This is a genomic window from Shewanella sp. 553 (assembly GCF_059338375.1).
Genome location: NZ_CM181701.1, coordinates 523,757 through 539,917 on the forward strand (window position 1 = coordinate 523,757; position 16,161 = coordinate 539,917).

Genomic DNA, 16,161 nt, shown 5'->3' on the forward strand with positions numbered 1-16,161 from the left:
AGCTAATATGGCTTAGGTGTGATTATGCATATCGTTAATCGCATTGTGCAATAAGTCATCATCATTGGATTGATGCTCCATATCATCAATGGTGTCATCAACATCAAGTATATGTCTTGGTTCGTCTCGATGTGGCTCCTCGTCCGACAAGGGGTTATCGAAATGATCATGGGCCAAGGTGTCAAGCATATCGGCATCTGCGTTGCTACTGGCTAATGTGGTGACTGTGGGTAATTCAGCCGCCACTGGACTGTCCGTGGGTGAAGTAATGTCTTCATGGGCTAACCCTACCATCTGCAGATAGTGATCGATAGGGGCTGCAGGTATAGGACCTGGTGCATGGCTTAGGTCAACGCCTCCTGTGTCAGTATCGCCACTTGGCGCAGTATCTTGGTCTCCTTGATGAGCGATGACATCGCTAGACAGGTCGACTTCATCGACTATCACTGCGCTGAATTCATCATCCTGTGGTGCATCATGCATCACGGGGGCGGGTGGCGGAGCGGCAGATGTATCGGGTGTGATTGTCATGCCAACAAGGTGAGTTGAGGTTTGGTTATGGCCACTGTGGCCATGAACATAAGTCACATCTACATTCACTTTTACATCAACATTGGACGCATGTGCATCATGATACACAACTTGAAATACGTCATGATGTTCTTCTGAGGTTGTTTGCCCAGCCCAATGGGTGCCGCCTGTCGCCTTATTACCGGCAGTCGGAGCTTGACTATAAACATAGTCCACGTGGCCAGTTACGGGATCTATGGTTAAGGTACCGTATTGGCCTTGCAAACTGGTTGAAGTATGACCGTGGCCATCAGTGATTGCCCACCCAGCGCCAGATAAACTAGGGGTGAGCTGTTGTATTATTGGAGGTGCAACCAGATCGCCTGAGATATGTGAGCCAATGCTACCACTACCTGTTGGTGTAGGGGGGGTCTTAAAGCTCAAAGTGGGTACAGGGTTAGCGCTATCGCTAATAAACAGAGGGCTGTGTATTGATGCTAAATTCCCCGCTAAATCTTGAACCGATGCGGTGATATCAACCGTTCCCCCTGGCAGCGCCTGAACCTCCGCTGCGGTTAATGAAGTGTGCCAAGCGCCTTGAGTTACCACGGCTTGATGCTGCTGACCCGCAATCGTTACTATAACCGTTTGCCCATCTTCAACGCCAGATACTGTACCGGTTATATCAATCGCTTGCTGGTGTTCGCTGGCGTCAATGATGTTGTCGCTGGTGATTGGGTTAACCCTAATGGCTGCGTTAGTATCGGTGCTGTAGTGATGATTATCCGCCGCAGTAGCGTTGTTTCCTGCTGTATCCTTTATGGTGACTGATGCACTAATGTTGGAGTGGTTGCTTAGTTGATTGGCTGGGATGTCGATTGAGAATCTATGTTGTGCATCCACGGCGCCAGTGTATGTGTGTGTGCCTAGTGTAAGGGTGATATTATCGCCAACGCTGACTTCACTCCCTACAGTACCTGTGACTGGCACGCTGCCACTGAGCTCGGCCTGATTGAGCACGTCATCAGCAGTGATAGGGTCAAGGCTAATGTGTGGCGCTGCTACATTAGTGTCTAGCGTAAAATCAATACTGGTGGCTTTTGATGCGTGCCCAGCGCTGTCAGTTTGCCTTACCTGTAGCTGATTAAGTCCCTCGACAGGAGTAAATTGGCTGCTCCAATGAGCACCACCATCTGTGGAATACTCCACCTGCATTCCAGCGGTTTGACCTGAGATGCTAAGCGCCCCATCTTGAGTGATCAAGTCTGTTGCCGAGCTGCCGGTATCATGGGCCAGCGAGACTGCTAATGGCGCAATAATGATCGGGGCTTGATAAGGGTCTATATGAATAGTTAAGTTGTTCTGACTATTGTCTGCATAATCACCATTCGTGTCTGAGACGCGGTAGATAAGATTAGGCACTTGCCCGCTAAATTGACTGTTAGGGGTAAAGGTGTAGTCGCCGTTGGCTGAAATTGCGATAACCCCAACACCAGTAATGTTATGAGTTTGCCCAGCTTGAACCGTTATATAGTGATGCGTTACTGGGTCTTGAAATTGCACATCATGAAGCACTAACTGTGCGCCATCATCAACATCCGTAGCACCCTGCAGTAAGTTGCCTGTAACGGGGCCGTTATTCTGCTGAGAATGTGGATTAAAACTGTGGATGATTGGACGATCACTGGTGCCTGTGACGACGACTTGAGCTTGCTGCTGCGATGTCTGCACATTGCTACCAGCTCCTTGTTGTAGCTCATACTTAATGTCAACTTTTAAGGCGACGCCGTTGGCCAAATGGTTGTAGCTATTGTGCGCCGGATCGACCTGTAATGTATGGCCATCGCTTGCTAGCATAAAGCCATCGGGTACCTGATTAGTGTAATGAACACCGTCGGTCGAAAATTGCATTTGGCTTACAGTGCCACTGCTCAGTCCACCGAGTAAATCGAGAGATTTAACCGCGCCACCTTCATTAACGCTCAAGCTTGGCGTGTCATCATGGCCATGAATTTGCACATTGATGGTGTGGCTAGCAGTGCCGTCCGGTGAGGTAAGGGTAAAGCTTTCGGTCACAACTTGCCCGGCAACCAAACCATTAGTGGTAGCGAGTGAATTGTCTAAGGTATAAGACCAATTGCCTTGCTGATCCATTGACAGATAACCATACTGCCCCGCTAACTGGCTGATTGTGGCAAACTGATTTTCGCCACTGTCGACATCTGTCAGTGTTAACTGCCCCGTCAGACGACTCGTTGCACCATCTTCGAAGATATCGACGTTCGATGATGCTTGTGACTGGCCATTGATCAGGGCTGCATCGTTCACCGTTGCGAGCGTGGTGCTAGCACCTGTATGGGTCACACCACCGTGGGCATCCTTAACGTCATAGCTAAAATGTACAGCACCGTTATAGTCTTTATCTGGGGTAAAGGTAAAGCTGCCATCAGGATTAATTGCGATTGAGCCGTGGTCGGCGTGCAGGTTTTCAATAGTCAGTAATCCAGCATCGTTTGCGTCTACATCAACGGTATTTTGCAACAATTCAGCCACGGTGATGGTTTGACGGGTATCTTCAGTGCCAGCGTTAAGTATGACTTCTGAGCTGCAATAGGGGCGATCATTATCGCCGTGAATAGTAATGACAATATCATGTGGGGTGCCATCTTTTGAGTGAATAGTAATGGTGTCAGTCAGTTTTTCACCTGCACCAAGCTTATCAATAGCGCGACCTGCAGAAGATGCTCCTGCGGACACTTGATATACCCAATGACCTTGCTCATTAATTGATAACAATCCGAATTGCCCCCTGATTTGATGCGCTGGACTCAGGAATTCCGTTTCATTTTTATCAGGGTCGGTGATAGTTAGGTCACCAGTGATAGACAAAATTTGATTGAATAAATTACTAGAGCCTGAATGATGATAATCTGGCGACTTATCGGTCATGTCTGAATATGCAGAGCCGTGACTTCCGAACTCATCAACGCTGGCTGTATCTTGACCTGCAATTACCGCGGCATCTCCAATGGCGCTTAAGGTCAATGAAGCCGAAGTTGCCGCAGTGCCACCATGAGCATCCTGAACATCATAGTTGAAAGAAACTTTACCGTTATAATCCTGATCGGGGTGAAAGGTGAAAGTACCATCGTGATTATCAGTAAACTGACCATGGTCGGCGGTTAGATTGGCCACAGTGAGCTGTCCCGCATCATTTTGGTCGATATCAGAAGCATTGGCCAACAAGTCAGATGCTTGGATGATCACATTGGTATCTTCTGTTCCTGAGGCGAGAGTGGTGGTTGAAGACATTATCGGTGTATCATTGGTGCCATGGATTGTTACTGCAACCTCATGACTCGTTCCATCAACACTATGCACCACAAAGGTTTCGAGCTTCGTATCGTTGCTATTCATTGATTGTATAGCACGGTTATCAACGTTATAAATCCACGTACCAGACGAATCCATGTGAAGTGTTCCCAACGCTTGAGAACCATCTTTAAGCGTGCTCAATGACTCATCTTTGAAAGCATTATCTACATTGTCTATATCGTGACTGGTAAGTGTTCCCTGTGTTTGTAACTCGTGATGTTGCACATTGAGATCTTCGCTCACGTCTCCACGGTTATTACCCGCAATAACAGCGCCATCGTTGCTCCCCGTTATCACAAAGGAGAGGTTTTGGGTGGTATGAGCACCATGTTCATCAGTAACCGTTACAGGAACTTGAATAGTCCGTTGTACGTTTTGGCTAATGTGCTGATAGGCTGAATTTGAGGGGTCAAAAGAATAGCTCCCATCTTTATGCATAGTAAGGCCATCAACTGGGTGGCCAAGAGTGAACTCTAGTTGTGCATGATCATCGGGTTCATAAGCGTGCATTTTTCCATTGAGGACTTTACCATCCTCAGTAAGATAGCGACTCTGAGCACTGATATCTGGAATATCGTTGGTCCCTTCAATCGTAAAATGTAACACATGAGCAGTACCATCTTTGCTGTAAACAGTCACGGTATCTTGAACGATTTGTCCCTCATCAAGATGATCTATGGTGTGATTATTGATGTCATAGAACCAGTTGCCATTACTATAAAGTTGCAGCGTTCCACCCTGTGGGGTTGTGGCTAGAGAAATGGTCTGAAAGAGCTCTTCTGCAGGACTGTCGGGATCTTGAATCGTCAAGTGGCCACTAAGAGAGATGTCAAATTTGTTATCAACATGAACATCTTCTTTTACATTACCGCTGTCGGCACCACCGATGACAGTGGCATCCGCCACGGCTGCTAAGGCCATTGATGCCGAGGTAGCAACCGTCGCACCTTGAGGATCTTGTACATCGTAAGTAAAGTGGACCGCCCCGTTATAATCAGCATCCGGCGTGAAGGTGTAGGTGCCGTCTTTGTTGTCTGTGACCGTGCCGTGATCTGCACTTAGGTTATGCACACTGAGTTGCGCTGTTTCACCATCATCATAGTCACCGGCTTGTGCGAGCAAGTCGGAGGCATGCAGTGTGACAGCAGTATCTTCAGTACCTGGCGAGAGAGTAACGTCTCCGTGCACAAAAGGCGCATCATTGGTACCTTCGATGACGAATTCAACCTGATGTGGCGTTCCATCGACACTGTGAATAGTAAAGGTTTCCCTAGCCTCCTGTCCCTTCGCAAGATGATTAACCGCACGATTCTCAATATGGTAAAAATAGTTTCCATTGCTATAGAGTTGCAACGTTCCACCAAGACTTCCGGTGTGGTGGTGCAAACCGTCCGGAAACTTAGACTGGCTTGGCCCATCGGGATCAGCGACATGAAACTGGCCGTTTGTTTTAATCGTGTAGCCGTAATATAGATTATCTTCCTCAAGCAGCCGCCCCCCCGTCCCAGTGATAACTGCTGCATCAGCTCTCACCGAGAGTGTAGTTGATGCCCCAGTGTAGGTCACACCACCATGAGCATCTTTGACGTCATAGCTGAAGTGCACATCGCCGTTGTAGTCTTTCTCTGGGGTAAAGGTAAAACTGCCGTCAGAGTTTAAAGCGATAGTTCCATGATCGGCATGCAGGTTATCAAGGGTTAATTTACCTGCATCGTTATCGTCTATATCGGTGGCATTGGCGAGTAATTGTGCTGGGGTGAGTACTATCTGGGTATCTTCTATGCCCGCATTAAGCCTAATTGCGCTACTTACCACAGGTGCATCATTGGTACCATGCAGCGTGACCGTAATGCTTTGCGTTGCTGAGCCATCAATAGATGAAACCGTAAATATTTTTTGTATGGTTTCATTCGCACCTAGGTGTTGAACTTTTGTATTGTCAATTAGATACGACCAATTACCTCGTTCGTTAATACAGAAGTGACCCTCTGGGGTATTGAGGCTTTGAGCAACAAAGCCCGCTTGGTGGTGATCGGGATCGATTACTTTGAGGTTCCCCCCGCTATAGATTTGGTTTGGTGTATTGGCTGGACTGAGCCGATCTTCATACACATCATTTGTTAGGCTAGAATACTTACCCACCTCAATACGGGCTTGATTGTCTTCGCCAATGACCTTAACCATAATAGTCAGTTTTTGACCGTCGCTGGTTTCTACTTGATAGGGGATTTCCATCGACTCACCGCTATGCAAACTGGCAATTAGCTTATCGGCGTCGCGATTGGTCGCGCTATCTAAATAGAATTGATACTTGCCACCAGGCCAAACTGTCAAAGTGCCTGGTGCGTAGCCTTGGCCTAAATATTGGCCACTGAAAACAAAGTCGGTTTGGTCGCCACTGTCAGGGTCGACGAGTTGAAGTTGACCATGATAAATAGTGTGTTGACTATCTAAGGCTTGAGTCTCAGTCAGTTGAATGACATTGGAGATTAGTGTGGCTTTGTCATCCGTCCCTTCAATGGTTAAATTTGCCGTTTGTGGACTGCTTCCCCCATGACCATCTTCAACAAAGTAGGAGACTGTAATTTGTGCAGTTTGTCCGCTGGCTAAGTGTTGAAAAGCAGGGCTGGTGGCATCGACTAATAAAGTGTGTCCATCCGGTGCGAGTGACAGGCCGCTTGGCAATTGTGCGGATGGAGAATGCCCATCAATGGCGAAGGTTAAATGGCTAATATTTAGTGCATCACCTTCTTTGTCGGTAGCGCCTTGCAGTAGATTTAAGGCGTGGGTGTGCAGATCATCTTCATTAATATGTTCAGAAATTGGCGCCACATCTGGATTGTCGTTGACAGCCGCTAAGGTGGTGCTAGCCCCTGTATGCGTTACCCCACCATGGGCATCTTTCACGTCATAACTAAAGTGCACATCACCGTTGTAGTCTTTTTCTGGGGTAAAGGTAAAGCTGCCGTCAGGGTTTGAGGCGATGCTTCCATGATCCGCTGTTAAGTTATGGACACTCAGCATGCCAACATCATTTTGATCAACATCGCTTGCATTTGCTAACAGGCTTGCTTGTGTAATTATCACCGAGGTATCTTCAGTGCCCGTTGCTAAAGTGACACCACCCTGCACAGTAGGTGCATCATTGGTCCCTGTTATATCAACTGAAATTGTATGTTGGGTTCCGTCTGCACTAGTTATTTGCAGAGAATCAGTGATAACAATACCTGCCCCTAAGGCTTGAACCCTTGGATCCTCATTATGAACAACATAGGACCAATGACCATTAGGTAAAACTGCAAATTGCCCTAAATGTTCACTACCAAATACCCCAAGCTGAAGTTTGAAATGCTCTTCTCCCGTATCAATATCGGCTACGCTCAACTCACCATAGGCTGTCAGTTGTTTAGGGTTACCATCAATTCCTTCTTGAACAGTTCCTCGGTCTACACCTGTTATAATGGCACCATCATTGGCGCCATGAATTGTTACTATGATTTCTTGCTCTTTGCCATCAAGAGATTTGACTGAGAGAGTTTCTGTTAGGCTGTGTTGATTACTTAAGGCTTGGATTTGTGCAGAGCTGTTATCCGCAATATAGGTCCAATGGCCCTGCTCGTTGATCGACAGCGTACCAAATTGGCCTTGTAAACTCTCAGCATTGAACTGGGCTTGACCGTTGTCAGCATCAGTCACGGTGAGTGCGCCATCGACACGCAGTTGGCCTTGGTAGAGGTCTTTATCTTCAGTTAAGCTGGCCGTTGAAGAGCCTGCAATTACCGCGTTATCGTCAGTGCCGTTAATGGTGACAGTGACTTTTTGCTCGGTGCCATCGATGCTGTGGACCAATAAAGTATCGGTGAGTGACTCACCCGATTTCAGCCCTTGAATAGCCGCTTGGGCATTGTCGGCGGTATAAGTCCAGTGGCCGTTTGAGTCAATCGACAAGGTACCAAACTGGCCTTGCAGACTTTCAGCATTGAACTGGGCTTGACCGTTGTCAGCATCAGTCACGGTGAGTGCGCCATCGACACGCAGTTGGCCTTGGTAGAGGTCTTTATCTTCAGTTAAGCTGGCCGTTGAAGAGCCTGCAATTACCGCGTTATCGTCAGTGCCGTTAATGGTGACAGTGACTTTTTGCTCGGTGCCATCGATGCTGTGGACCAATAAAGTATCGGTGAGTGACTCACCCGATTTCAGCCCTTGAATAGCCGCTTGGGCATTGTCGGCGGTATAAGTCCAGTGGCCGTTTGAGTCAATCGACAAGGTACCAAACTGGCCTTGCAGACTTTCAGCATTGAACTGGGCTTGACCGTTGTCAGCATCAGTGACGGTGAGTGCGCCATCAACACGCAGTTGGCCTTGGTAGAGGTCTTTATCTTCAGTTAAGCTGGCCGTTGAAGAGCCTGCAATTACCGCGTTATCGTCAGTGCCGTTAATGGTGACAGTGACTTTTTGCTCGGTGCCATCGATGCTGTGGACCAATAAAGTATCGGTGAGTGACTCACCCGATTTCAGCCCTTGAATAGCCGCTTGGGCATTGTCGGCGGTATAAGTCCAGTGGCCGTTTGAGTCAATCGACAAGGTACCAAACTGGCCTTGCAGACTTTCAGCATTGAACTGGGCTTGACCGTTGTCAGCATCAGTGACGGTGAGTGCGCCATCAACACGCAGTTGGCCTTGGTAGAGGTCTTTATCTTCAGTTAAGCTGGCCGTTGAAGAGCCTGTAATTACCGCGTTATCGTCAGTGCCGTTAATGGTGACAGTGACTTGCTGTGAAGTGCCATCAACCGAGTGAACCAGCACGGTATCCGTGAGTGACTCACCCGATTTCAGCCCTTGAATCACGGCTTGTGAGTTATCAGCGGTGTAAGTCCAGTGGCCGTGTTCATCTATCGACAGTCTGCCATATTGGCCTTGCAATGAGGCTGCAGTAAACAGGCTTTGATCAGCATCAGGATCAATGAGAGTAAGCTGCCCGCTCGTATGCAGTTGCCCCAAATTAACATCTCTATCTTCGTTCAAAGAAGCACTGGATACGCCATTAATTAGAGCGATCTCATCTGTCCCATGAATTTCAATTGTGACGATTTGATTTACAGGTAATCCACTACTGTCTGTGGCGGTAACACTAAATGTTTCAGTAACTACTTGACCATTATGTAGCCCAAGGGTACTTGCTGAACTGTTGTCTAACTGATACTGCCAGGCACCAGTAGTGGGATCAATAATGAGGTGACCATATTGGCCTAAAGCCTTTGTTACCGCCCAAGTTAAGGTGTCTGCATGGTCTGGATCTGTGGCAATTAATTGACCGCTAACAGTATCAACAGTTCCCATTTCGTTAAGACTTGCATGGTGCAGCCCTGAAATAGTGGGGAGATCATTGGTACCTTCCACTTCAATACTGATAAGTGTGTTGACTGAATGCCCTTGGCTATCAGTGGCTTTAATAACAAACTGTTCGGTTTGATGCTCGCCAGAAGATAGGGCATCTGTTTGAGGTGAATTGTTATCTAAAACGTAATGCCACTGACCTGTTTGCGAATCTAAAATGAGGCTACCAAACTGTCCCTGTAAGTTAGAAGTTGACCAAGTAACTGCATCACTGCCATTACCATGGGCGGTAAGTTGACCATTAACTGTATCAACAGGGCTATTTTCTTTAACATGTTGATTTTGTTCTTGACTCTGTATCTCTAATGGCTTTTCATTCGTGCCAGTGCCAGTGCCAGTGCCAGTGCCAGTGCCAGTGCCAGTGCCAGTGCCAGTGCCAGTGCCAGTGCCAGTGCCAGTGCCAGTGCCAGTGCCAGTGCCAGTGCCAGTGCCAGTGCCAGTGCCAGTGCCAGTGCCAGTGCCAGTGCCAGTGCCAGTGCCAGTGCCAGTGCCAGTGCCAGTGCCAGTGCCAGTGCCAGTGCCAGTGCCAGTGCCAGTGCCAGTGCCAGTGCCAGTGCCAGTGCCAGTGCCAGTGCCAGTGCCAGTGCCAGTGCCAGTGCCAGTGCCAGTGCCAGTGCCAGTGCCAGTGCCAGTGCCAGTGCCAGTGCCAGTGCCAGTGCCAGTGCCAGTGCCAGTGCCAGTGCCAGTGCCAGTGCCAGTGCCAGTGCCAGTGCCAGTGCCAGTGCCAGTGCCAGTGCCAGTGCCAGTGCCAGTGCCAGTGCCAGTGCCAGTGCCAGTGCCAGTGCCAGTGCCAGTGCCAGTGCCAGTGCCAGTGCCAGTGCCAGTGCCAGTGCCAGTGCCAGTGCCAGTGCCAGTGCCAGTGCCAGTGCCAGTGCCAGTGCCAGTGCCAGTGCCAGTGCCAGTGCCAGTGCCAGTGCCAGTGCCAGTGCCAGTGCCAGTGCCAGTGCCAGTGCCAGTGCCAGTGCCAGTGCCAGTGCCAGTGCCAGTGCCAGTGCCAGTGCCAGTGCCAGTGCCAGTGCCAGTGCCAGTGCCAGTGCCAGTGCCAGTGCCAGTGCCAGTGCCAGTGCCAGTGCCAGTGCCAGTGCCAGTGCCAGTGCCAGTGCCAGTGCCAGTGGATACTTGTGGCTGCACAGAGGGGGTTAGCAACATTGGTTGAGCCGTTTTAGAGGGCGCTTTGGGGCTTGGTGACATAGTGATCGAAAATGCCGGCGTCGCTCCAGTGGTCTTAAGTATTTGGGGAATAGGCGATAATGAGCTCAATTGGTTACTTGGTGGCTCAAACCCTGAAAATGGCGTTATCCCAGTAGTTTCTGCTGAGCGAGGTGGTGAACTTAGTTCTGGTGGCGGTAGCGTTGATGCTGGGCTAGGGGATAGTGCTATCTCGTCGTTCGGTGTTGCCTTAATCGGGTCGATATCTCTAAGCTGGGTGATGACCTCGCTGCTGGTTGCTGGTTTGGCGTCGGCGTCGGCAACGGTGTTCGTTGCCGTGAGTTGACCACCTTGTGCATCATCATCTTCTTGCTCAGCAAGTGGGTGGCTCCATGGTTTGGCTGCCACCATATCTTGGTTAAAACGCGTATTAAGCTGGGCATCTCGGTACTCTTTTGCCTTGAGTCGTTCAACATCTTTATCGATAGCTCTGGCTTTACGCTTTGACTTGTCGTCTCGTTTTTTCGCTTCGGTGTCATGCCCCATTTGTTTTGTTGGCGAGTGTTTATCTTGACTCATAGCGTAGCTTCCTATCGTTCACCAAAAGCTTGGGTGATATTGGTAAATACAGGTTTCCATAAATATTGAAATACGGTTTTATCACCTGTGACGATATTGGCTTCGCCTGTCATACCGGGAATTAGATCTAACTTACCGGGTTGATCGCCAAAATAGGGTTTTTCGATCGCAATTTGTACTTTATAAAATACGCCGCCCTTTTCGTCGGCATCCGTGCTAGGTGAGATGCGTTTAACCACACCATCGATGGCACCATAACGGCTATAATCAAAGGCATCAATTTTAATTCGAGCGTGCTGACCTACGGTGACGAAACCGATATCTCTTGGAGACAGTTTAGCTTCTAATAGGGCTGTTGGGGTGGTGGGCACAATAACGGCAACAGTACCACCCGGTTGAATAACACTACCCGAGGAGGTGTTGGGTAGCGATTGAATGATGCCATCGACTGGTGAATGTAATGTATTTTGCAGCACTTGAGAGTTTGATGACTTTAAGCGTGCCAGTACTCCAAGTAGTTCTGCTTGTGTATCGGCACGCTTTTCTCCTACCTCGTTGAATAGGCTAGCTTGTTTTTGTTCGAGTTGTTTTTGTAAGTTTTCGATATTACGCGCTAGCACGACTTCTTTGCCTTGAAGCGCCTTTTAATTCACGAATATAGGCGTCGAGTTTTTGTTGCGACTCTAGCATGCTCAGTTTTGATACTGCTTGCGCTTCTTTGACCGCATTCATCATTTTAAGCGTCTGCTGCGCCGAGTTAATTTGATTCTTAAGCGGAGGGATCTCCTGCTCGATACTTGCAAGTTCTGCCTCTGATTTGGCGATATCTGACTGTGATAGTTGCACTAAAGCTTGCTTCTCTTGATTCATGCGAGCCAAGCTTTTCAGATGTTCTTGTACTAGAGAAGGGTGGCTGATGGTGTAGGTGTCAAAATCGGCTTCTCTGCCTTCAATAAAAGCGTTGTAACGTTCTATTTTAAGCTCTAAATTGGCTTGTTTACTGAGAAGTTCTTCGACCACGGCTTGACTGTCGATTGCGACAAAGTGGCCAATGATATCCCCTTTTTTGACCATATCGCCTTCGGCAACTTCGATAGAAGCAAGGGTGCCGCCGAGTTGGCTTTGAATTACTTGCCTATGCCCTAATGGCACCACTTGCCCCTTAGCTTTCGCTATCTCTTCTATATTGGTCAATATTGACCAAATCACCATGATCACGACTACAGCTGTAATGAATATGGTGATGCGCTTGATGACGCGCTTTTCCGCTGGTGACTCAATGGCTTCAGTAAATTCATGTTCTGGCCAAGAGCTTTGGCTAAGCTGGTGATCATTCATATTGAAGCCTCCAATGTGGGCGTTAATTTGTTTGCTGGGGGGGGAGCTTGTTCTGGAAGTGGACCAGCATAGATCACCGTGCCCTTATCTAAAATAACGACTTTATCAGCCTGTTGGATTAACTCCTGGTCGTGGCTGGTAAACAAGATAGTGGTATGTCCTTTAAGTTGCTTTAAGGCGCTGATAAAAGCTTTTTTAGCATAAGGATTACGGTTCGCTATGGGCTCATCCATCACAAGTAGCGAAGAGCGTTTGAGTAGGGCGCGTGCAAGGCTTAAGTAACCGCTTTCAACGGCGGCTAGCATGCTGCTTTCTTGGGCATATAAATCGGTATTAATATCGTTATCTAATGCTTGCAATAATGCGCCAGCGCCAGCATCTTCTAAGGCTTGCCGTAATTGCTCATCGGTGGCATCAGGTTTGGCTAAGCGTAAATTATCGGCAAGAGTGCCTGGCATAATATCGCTGTGAGTTGGGCTGTAGGCCGCCCATTGACGAAAAATTTCGGGGTCAAACTGTTTGAGGTTTTTACCATTGATAGTGACGTAGCCCGCTTGAGTATCAATGACTCCTATAGTGCTGAGCAATAATGAGGTTTTACCGCAACCGTTAGGGCCAATGATGGCCACTGTCTCGCCAGCGTCTATATCAAAAGTGATACCAGATAAGGCCGGTTCGCTGTCGGCGCTGTAACGTAGTGTAAGGTGTTTAAATGAAATTGCTGGGGGTTTTTGCCTGTCTGGTGCGTCTAATCTGAGTTGATTAAATTCAGTGGTGACCGCCATAAAGCGATCAAATTGGTTGATTGCCCCGTTCATCATGGTGAGTTTTGGTCGCGATGCAAAAGCCAATTGTGCTGGCCCAGTAATCCGCCAAATGAGCATGACGCAGGCAATCAATTCACCCGGTGATATGCTTTGATTGAGCACTAAAAATACACCGGTAAATACTGTGGCCAGCGCGGTAAAAAGCCCCATCGCATGAGCAACTGCGCTGTTGAGTCCGGCGCGCTTATTATACAAAAATTGTTGCCGGCAATGCTCTTGGCAGCGGCGTACAAACTGACGGTACCAAGCTTGGGTTTCACCAGCTGCTTTCAACTGCAGCAGTTGCTTGGCTAATTCATTGAGACTGGCCTGATATTCGTTACTGATGGTGGGGCTGGCTGCTTGAGCAAACTGAGTGAGCACCTTCATGATCCAGTAGAATAGCAGTAACATCAATAAGGGCACCAGCACCAGCCAGCCACTGAGTAAGGTTATGGCTATCAGCGCTACTAGGGTAAAAGGGAGATCCAGCAGGCCGGTACCATTGGGGCCAGAGATAAGGCTACGTACTTTTTCAGCATTGCGTATTCTGGCTAAATGGTTTGACAGCCCAACACGTGAGAGTACAGTGAGTGGCATGCTCAGTAAGCGGTTAAAAGTGATCCCTGACAGATCGCGAGCAAAGCGATTACTGCTAGTGGCAACCACTCTGGCGCGGATCAATCTACTTCCAATAAATATGCCCAATGCCAATATCGCGCCCAAAGCGATATTGGGCAATATTTCTGGTGCTTGCCCTCCAATGACTCTGTCATAAACCACCATGGTAAATAAGGGAATAGCTAATCCCGTTAAACTTGAGAGAAGGCTGAGCCAAAATACCGGTGCGTACCACTTACGTTGTTTGCGTAAGTGGGTGGCGAATGAACTCGCTTTCTTAGCACTCGAAGGCAAGCTGTCGATAATAAAGACATAACCATGAGATGGCAGTGAGTTTAGTTTGGTCCATTGTTGGTGCTTGTCCAAGTATTGATATTGTTGCTCGCTTCGGCGGGCAACTATGGGTTCGCCATCGACGGGGAGTAAGAGAAAGGGGTAGATGCTGTGGCTCAGAAGTGCCGAATCTATGGCTTGGACACTGACGCCAACATGATGTTTTTTGAGTAAGATGTAGGCTTCTAAATAGGTCAATTCATCGGCTAAATCACTTTGTTGTACGTTGCTGGATTGCCCGTTTAACCCCAATTGGCTTAGGAGGTTAACCAATGGTGTCTTGAGGTTTTGATATTGCTTGTTATCGTTATTCATTCTGCAGCCTCGGTTGTTGGAGCCATGGACACTGAGCCTGTTTGATCAATATTAATGCAATAATCACTGATGTGAGCGACATCCTTAAAGTGGGACGCAACCAGAATGGTCATTTCTCCTTTACTCTCTTTTAATAAGGACAACAGTCGTGTCTGAGAGTCAGCATCGAGTGACACCATAGGTTCATCGAGTAACAGTATTGAAGGTGATTGCGCCAATACTCTTACCAGAGAAATCAGTTTTATAGCGCCTTGATTGAGTAGGTGGTTATCGTTACTCGCTACTCTGGTTTGGTATCCAGCTGGAAGTTGGGCAATCGTATCGGCTAATCCTAGCTGATCGGCCAATGCCATCGCCTGACTGTCACGCTCATGCCTAAATAGGGTCATGTTATCTAAAATTGATCCTGAAAAGAGTGTCGCCCAAGGCGGGGCATAACAGATGGACTGGCGATATTCGTGAGCATCATGGTCACCTTGGGCTATGCCTGCAATCGTAATTTGGCCTTGTGTTACTTGGTGAAATGCGCCGACAGTACTGAGCAACAAACTAGCATGTGTCAGAGGATTAGAGGTGATAGTGACCATGCTACCGCTTGGGATCTCAAAGTTGAGGTCAGTTAATTTGGCACTGGTTTGATTGGCACTCACCTGCTGGAAGCTAATGGGACCTGCGGGCAGTTTTTGCTGATAGCGCTGTTTGCCGTTAAAGGACTCTTGGGGGGTAGCCACGATCTCATTGACATCCAACATCGCATTTTGAGCGGCAATAAATTTTGCCCGTAAACTGCCTATGGCACTTAATGGGGCAACTGCTCTGCCAGCTAAAATGGAGCATGCAGCTAGGCCACCTGTGGTGAGGTCGCCATTGAGGACTTCAAAACAACCAATTAACACTATGGCTAAAGTCGTTGCCTGTGCAGCCCCCTGAATAAGCTCTTGGAGTTTACAAGAGAGCCAATCAACTTGGTTTTGCTGTGCTAAACGTCGATGGTTAATTTCTTTATAGGCATATGTGATCCGCGATTCTAGCGCCATTGATTTAGTGGTCGTCAGTCCGGATAACACTAACATGAGTAAACTCGTACGCTCATTGTCGCTGGTGGCCAGCTCACTGGTGGCCGCCGATAACTGTTTCCCGATTTGCCACACTCGTAGCCCCACAAGCAACCACATCACTAGCGGAATAAAGACTAATGGGCCACCAATATAGGCGACTAATGCAAGGAAGATAAAGACAAATGGCAAATCCATTAATGCGACAGCCGCTTGGCCTGAGTAAATCTCGCGCATTGTGCTAATACTATTCAGAGCGTGGAATACTTTACCTGTACCTAATGAAGCTAGCTGTTGGTAGTCGGCTTTTAGTAGGCGCTCTACCACTTGGGTGGTGGTTTTTAGTTCAAAGTTTGCAGCAGAAGCACCGAGTAACCAGCTACGAGCATAGCGCAAGAGTAATTCGAGTAAAATGGCAAGACTCACGCCAATGGCTAAAATGCTTGCGGTACCGAAGCTTTCATTGGGTAAGATGCGATCGTAGATTTGTAACATGGTTAATGGCAGTGCTAGCGATAACAAATTGATCATTGTCGACGATAGTAAAAGCTCGACAAAAGACTTATTGTTGAGCAATAGACGAAAGGATTGAATCATGAGTTACCCACCCTGTGCCGCTTTCTGGAGCCCAGAAAAATAGTTGGTATTTACTTTTTGTTAACATTAACATTAGCATTATGGCT

General features: G+C 48.1%; 5 protein-coding genes. All 5 read right to left on the minus strand.

Features of this window, described 5'->3' with window-relative positions:
• Nucleotides 1–12: 12 nt before the first annotated feature.
• The 5 genes from AC5YBZ_RS02460 to AC5YBZ_RS02480 are packed head-to-tail and all read right to left on the minus strand — an operon-like array spanning nt 13 to nt 16,075.
• A complete protein-coding gene (locus AC5YBZ_RS02460) occupies nt 13–11,010 on the minus strand; it encodes a VCBS domain-containing protein (protein ID WP_494543380.1) in 10,998 nt (3,665 codons plus the stop codon).
• A gap of 11 nt (nt 11,011–11,021) precedes the next feature.
• The gene (locus tag AC5YBZ_RS02465; RefSeq protein ID WP_494543381.1) at nt 11,022–11,630 is read right to left on the minus strand and encodes an HlyD family type I secretion periplasmic adaptor subunit; all 609 of its coding nucleotides are present in this window, start codon (nt 11,628–11,630) and stop codon (nt 11,022–11,024) included.
• Nucleotides 11,617–12,348: an HlyD family secretion protein gene (locus tag AC5YBZ_RS02470; protein ID WP_494543382.1), complete on the minus strand. Its 732-nt coding sequence runs from the start codon at nt 12,346–12,348 to the stop codon at nt 11,617–11,619. The genes AC5YBZ_RS02465 and AC5YBZ_RS02470 overlap by 14 nt, the downstream gene beginning before the upstream one ends.
• Nucleotides 12,345–14,423 (minus strand): peptidase domain-containing ABC transporter, encoded by a 2,079-nt coding sequence (locus AC5YBZ_RS02475; protein WP_494543383.1) that lies wholly within the window; start codon nt 14,421–14,423, stop codon nt 12,345–12,347. Before AC5YBZ_RS02475 ends, AC5YBZ_RS02470 begins: the two co-directional genes overlap by 4 nt.
• A complete protein-coding gene (locus tag AC5YBZ_RS02480) occupies nt 14,420–16,075 on the minus strand; it encodes an ABC transporter transmembrane domain-containing protein (protein WP_494543384.1) in 1,656 nt (551 codons plus the stop codon). Before AC5YBZ_RS02480 ends, AC5YBZ_RS02475 begins: the two co-directional genes overlap by 4 nt.
• Nucleotides 16,076–16,161 lie beyond the last annotated feature (86 nt).